This is a genomic window from Roseateles sp. P5_B10, from assembly GCF_056400485.1.
Window position 1 is genome coordinate 1 of sequence record NZ_JBFULE010000305.1, and the last position, 5,916, is coordinate 5,916.

General features: G+C 66.7%; 5 protein-coding genes. All 5 read right to left on the reverse strand.

Going from position 1 to position 5,916, the window contains the following annotated elements:
- Positions 1-853: putative O-glycosylation ligase, exosortase A system-associated (locus AC1DU6_RS17635; protein ID WP_477858613.1), on the reverse strand; the 853-nt coding region annotated here is incomplete at its 3' end.
- Positions 768-1,964 (reverse strand): glycosyltransferase family 4 protein, encoded by a 1,197-nt coding sequence (locus AC1DU6_RS17640; RefSeq protein ID WP_457356022.1) that lies wholly within the window; start codon positions 1,962-1,964, stop codon positions 768-770. The genes AC1DU6_RS17635 and AC1DU6_RS17640, both read right to left, overlap by 86 nt.
- 5 nt (positions 1,965-1,969) lie before the next feature.
- On the reverse strand, positions 1,970-3,175 hold the full coding sequence (locus AC1DU6_RS17645) for a glycosyltransferase family 4 protein (protein ID WP_477858615.1): 1,206 nt from the start codon (positions 3,173-3,175) through the stop codon (positions 1,970-1,972).
- A complete protein-coding gene (locus AC1DU6_RS17650) occupies positions 3,172-4,488 on the reverse strand; it encodes a nucleotide sugar dehydrogenase (protein ID WP_477858616.1) in 1,317 nt (438 codons plus the stop codon). Before AC1DU6_RS17650 ends, AC1DU6_RS17645 begins: the two co-directional genes overlap by 4 nt.
- A gap of 26 nt (positions 4,489-4,514) precedes the next feature.
- The coding region (locus AC1DU6_RS17655) for an asparagine synthase-related protein (protein WP_477858618.1) at positions 4,515-5,916 on the reverse strand (1,402 nt) is incomplete at its 5' end.

Below are 5,916 nucleotides of genomic sequence, written 5' to 3' on the forward strand. Positions count from 1 at the left end.
GTTCCCACCATTCAGCCGGCATCAGCGACAGCAGGGCCACCGCGACGACGACCATCGTGACCGCACCCACCATCTTGTTCTTGCCGCGCCACCACAGCACCAGCGCCATCGCGGCAATGGCCAGCAAAGCGCCGCGCGAATGGCTGCCCAGGGCCGCCATCGCCATCAGCACCATGCAGATGGTCATCGTCGTCTTGGCCCATTTGGCCTTCATCTGCATCTGCAGGAAGCGCATCAGCGGGATGACGATGACGATGGCCAGCGCGATCTCGTTGTTGCCCTCGATATAGGTGTTCTCGGGCCCCCAGACTTTGTAGCTGCCGCCGGTCAGGACCGTGAAGGCGCCCCCCTTGACACCGAAGAAACCGATAGAGGCGACCAGCACCCAGGTCAGCAGCATCATGTGGCGCTTGCTGTGCAGCAACACCATGGTGACCAGGATCATCAGATCGATCTTCATGACCCGGCTCCACAACTCGAAGCTCTGATCAAAGATCATCGAGAACGGCAAGGTGATGCACATCCACAGCATGAAGACCATCAGCGTGACGTTCTCGCGGTTCAACGAATAGTCACGTCTGTCCTTCGTGATGAAGAGGCCGATCAGCGTCGCTCCGCCGATGGCGGCGGCGAAGGGCATTGTCTTCAGCGCCCAGGACAGCTGGTGGGGATTCATGATGCTCAGCCAAGTCCAGCCGAGGATGCCAATCCAAGGCCGCCTGAACGCCTGCAAGAAGATCCAGCCCAGGATCACCAACAATGTCAGATCACGCATGCGCGGCCACTCCGGCGATGGACTTGAACAAAGCGATCTGACCGTCCGTCGTGGCCTGCCAGCTGAAGCTTTCGGCATAGCGGCGCGTGGCCGCGCGGTCTATACCCTTGGCCAGCAACGCCCCGATAGCCGCGGCGAACGCGCTGCCCGTGCGTTCGCTCACCAGCCCACCCGCCTCGGGTGCGGCAACAACCTCGGGCGTGCCCCAGATATCGGTGGCGGCGACCGGCGTGCCACAGGCCATGGACTCAAGCAGCACATTGGCCCAGCCCTCGCGGCTGGAACACAGCAGCAGCACGTCGGCGGCGCTGTACCACTTCAGCAGCTCGGTGTTGGGCAGCGAGCCCGTCAGGCGCACCTTGTCGGCGACGCCCAGACGCGCTGCCAGCGCCGTCAGTGCCGCCCTCTCCTCGCCCTCGCCGATGACGACGAGACGGGCTCCGGGCCGTTGCTTCGCCAGCTCTGCCAGCGCCTCGATAGCGATGTGGTGGCCCTTGCGTTCGATCAGGTGCCCCACGGACAGCAGCAGCGGCTCGCCGGACACACCGAGCTCCGCACGCATGTCGGCCTGCGGCAGGGGGCGGAAGCGCTCCAGGTCTACGCCATTGCGCAAGGTATTCAGCTTCGCCGGGTCATGGCCCCAGCCGCGCAGCACGTCCATCAAGGCGGCGCAGACGCCGATGGAGCCTGATGCGCGCTCGGCCGCCCACTCGATCATGCGTTTGGGCAGGGCGTACTGGGGAATGAGGTTCAGGTCGGTGCCGCGCGCGGTGATGGTCAGCGGCTTGTTGAACCACTTGGACAGCAAAGCCGCAGCGACGCCGTCGGGATAGTAGTAATGGGCGTCGATGAGGTCGAAATCGAAGCCCTCGTCGATCAGCTTCTGCACCGTGCCACGCGCGCCCAAAGCCAGCGTCAGCGGCGCCAACGTCATGCCCACTTTGGGCAGCAACAGATAGCGCGGGTGCAGCACATCCAGGCCGTTGCGCTGCTCACGCGCCGGCGTGGCGGCGAACCTGGCGTAGTCGCCCCAGCGAGGGCTGGTAGACGGAAACCAGGGCACGGGGGCCACGACGCGAGATTCGACCTCGCCGCTCTTCATCAGCTCGCGCAGCCGCGTCTCCACGAAGATGCCGTGGCTGGGCCGAACACTGCTCGGGAACAGCGTCGAGAAGGTGAGGACCTTCAGCTTTCTCACGCGACGGCCTCCACGGCTTCGATCAGGATGCGGCCGAAGACTTCGGCGGCCACGCGGTGACCGAATTGGGCCTCGACCAACCGACGCGCCGCCTGTGACAGCTGCAGGCGCAGGGCGCCGTCATGGATGAGCCTGAGCGTCGCCTCGGCCAGCGCCTCGGCGCCGTCGGCGCGCAGAAAGTGGGTGCCGTCGTCAACGTCCAGGCCCTCGATGCCGATGCTGGTGGACACCACCGGCAGGCCCATGGCCATGGCCTCGAAGGCCTTGATGCGGGTGCCGCCGCCGACACGCAGCGGGATGACGAAGGCCTGGGCATCACGGGCATGGTCACGCACGTCGTCGACGAAACCCGTGAAGCTGACGCCGGGAACATTGCGCTGCACCAGCGACGCCGGCGGATTCTTGCCGACGACGCGCAGCTGTGCGTTCGGTACCTGGGCGCGCACACGCGGCCACACCTCTTCGATGTAGAAGCGGATGCCGTCGACATTGGCTTCCCAGTCCATCGAACCGGTGAAGACGACGGTTGGGCTGCCGTTAGCCGGTGCCTGCCAGGAGAAGAAGTCCAGGTCCACGCCGGTGGGGATGGCGCGGGCCGTCTTCAGCCCGTCGTTTTTCTCGAACATCTTGGCGTCGCGCTCGGACACAGCCACCACCCGCGTGAAGCGGGCCAGCGCCTCGCGTTCGAAGCGGCGCATCTTGGCCGCCTGCGAGGCCCACAGCCAGCGCAGCGGCGCGCTCGCCGCCGTCTTGGCATGGCGCTCGAAGATTTCGGCCTCGACGTTGTGCGTGAAGCAGACCGTCGCGCCTTTCAGCTTCTCTGGACGCAGCACGGCGGCGTGGACGAAGTCGAAGACGACCACGTCGAAGCGTTCGGCCGCCAGCGCCTTCTCGACCGCGGCCACCGCGGCCGGCGTGCGGTCGTTGACCACGTTGATGGGCAAGGAAGACAGCAGGTCTGGGGCACGCTGCCAGCGGGGACGCGGCTCGCTGGGCTGCCAGCCGATGAAGCGCCCGCACATCCGGTCGAGCTCGCCCTGCCATTCACGCTGCTGCTCAGGCGTGGCCGGCGACAGCAGCGTGACGTCGAACTGGCCGCTCTCCTTCAAGCCGCGCAGGATGTTGCCGGTGCGGATCTTGCCGCCGGCATCGGCCGGGAACAGGAAGACCGGCGAGACGAACGCGACCCGAAGTCGGTTCACCAGCAGATGCCCTCGTACTGTGCGAATCCAGCGTCGCGCAGGTCGGCGTAGCCGTTCAGGTCGACCACGCGCGCTTGCTTGCCCAGCGCGATGATGCGCTGGCGGGTCTCGGCGTCGGCATGGCCGACGACGATGATCTCGGCGCGCGCCAGCACGGCGTCGGGCGTCTCCTGCAGCAGCTTGTCGAGGTGGGGAATCTCGCGGTCGATGTATTCCTTGTTCTTGCCCAGCAGGCGCGCGATCTTGACGAACTTGTCGTAGATCGTCAGATCGAAGCCCTTGCCCAGCAACTTCTCGGCCAGCACCACCAGCGGCGAGTCGCGCAGGTCGTCGGTACCGGGCTTGAAGGCCAGGCCGAACAGGGCCACGGGCTTGCGGCCGTTGGCGGCGATCAGCTCATAGGCACGGCCGATGTGGGCGTCGTTGCTGTCCAGCAGCGCGCCAAGCACGGGGATGTTCACGCCGCGCTCGCGGGCGATGGTCAGGAAGCCCTTGACCTCCTTGGGCAGGCAGGAGCCACCAAAGGCGAAGCCGGGGCGCAGATAGGCCTTGGAGATGTTGAGCTGGGTGTCGCGGCAGAAGAGCTCGAGCACGTCGCGCGAGTCCAGGCCGGTTTCCTTCAGCACGGCGCCGGCTTCGTTGGCGAAGACGATCTTCAGCGCGTGGAAGACGTTGCACAGGTATTTGACCGACTCGGCCACGCCCACGTCGGCCGCGACGAAGTTGCCCGGCACGCCGGCATACAGGCGCTTCATGACCTCCACGCCAGCGTCATCCAGGCTGCCGACGATGGTCTGCGGCGGGTTGTGGAAGTCCGAGACCGACGAGCCCTCACGCAGGAACTCGGGGTTGAAGACCAGCGACAGCCGATCACCGATCTTGCGGCCGGCGGCCTTCTCCAGCAGCGGCGCGATGCGGGCGCGCGTGGTGCCCGGGGCGACCGTGCTGCGGATGACCAGTGTGTGCTGGCCGTCCTTCTTGGCGATCTCGGCGCCGATCTGGCCGACGACGGCGTCCAGCGCGGTCAGGTCGGGCATGTAGTTAGGCAGTGAGGGCGTGGCCACCGAGATCAGCGAGATCTCGGTGTCGCGCACCGCGGCGGCCACATCGCGCGTGGCCGTCAACTTGCCGGCCTTCACGGCGGCGCCAATCAGCTCCTCGATGCCTTCCTCGACGACCGGCGACTGCCCGGAAGCGATCAGCTCGACCTTGAGCGGGTTGATGTCCACGCCCACCACTTCGTGGCCGAGTTCGGGCAGGCAGGCGCAGGAGACCGCGCCGACGTAGCCGAGACCGAAAACCGAAACCTTCATGTCGTCCCTTTATCTCTTGAAATCGTTCAGGCCGCGGCGCGCGCGGTTGCGGCGCCCAGGCCTGCATTGCGCAGGAAGGCATCGAACATCAGCAGCACCCACAGCGGCTGGGCGTGGTCCATCACGCCGCGCTCATGCTGGTCCAGCAGGCGGCCGATGACGGTTGGGTTGAACCAGCCCGTCTGGGCCAGCGCGCCCTGCTGCAGGGCCTGGCGAGTCTGCTCGCGCAGCGGACCGCGCAGCCAGCGCGCCAGCGGCACTGCGAAGCCCATCTTGGGCCGGTACAGCACGTCATGCGGCAGCATGGGCTCCAGCGCCTTCTTGAACAGGTATTTGCCTTCCTGGCCGCGCAGCTTGAGGTCAGAAGGCAGCGAGGCGACCCATTCGACCAGTTGGTGGTCCATCAGGGGCTCGCGCACCTCCAGGCTGTGGGCCATGCTGGCGCGGTCGACCTTGGTGTTGATGTCGCCCGGCAAATAGGTGTGGATGTCCAGGTACTGGATCAGCGCCAGCGGGTCGTCGGTGTTGGCGCGCTGGGCGTGATGGTGGAAGACCTCGCTGGCATGCCAGCCCTGCAGGTCGCGCTTGAAGGCGTCGCTGAACAGCTCCTGGCGCAGCGGGTCGCGCACCAGGCCCATGGTGTTGAAGTAGGCGTCGACCGAGTTGCGGGCGATGGCCTGGAAGGTGGTCTTGGCGCGGAAGACGCGCGGCGCCCAGTCGGCCTTGGGGTAGAGCTTGGCCAGCGGGCCGAACACGCCCTTGCGCAGGGCCAGCGGGAAGGCGCTGCGCATGCGCTCTTCCATCATGTGCATCTTGTAGCGACGGTAGCCGCCCAGGCTCTCGTCGCCGCCGTCGCCGGACAGCGCCACCGTGACGTGCTTGCGCGCCAGCTCACAGACGCGGTAAGTGGGAATGGCCGACGAGTCAGCGTAGGGCTCGTCGTAGAGGTGGGCCAGCAGGTCGACGAGGCCGAAGTCGTCGCTGCTGACGACCTCGACGCGGTGGTTGGTGCGATAGCGGTCCGCCACCTGCTGGGCGAACTCGGTCTCGTTGAACTTGGGGTCGTCGAAGCCKATGGAGCAGGTGTTGACGGGTTGGTCGTCCAGCTGGGCCATGGCCGCGACGACGGCGCTGGAGTCCACGCCACCGGACAGGAAGGCGCCCAGCGGCACCTCGGCCTTCAGGCGCAGCTTGACCGACTCGGACAGGCGCCGGCGCAGCTCCTCGGCGGCCTCTTCCTCACCGATCTTGGCGTCGAGCGTGAACTTGACGTCCCAATAGCGCTGCGGCGTGCCGATGGGCTGGCCGCGCTTGACGAGCAGGCGGTGGCCGGGGGCGAGCTTCTGCGCGTGGCGGTAGATGGTCCAGGGGTCGGGCACATAGCCCAGCGCGAAATAGGCCTCGACGGCGCGCGGGTCGATCTCCTGG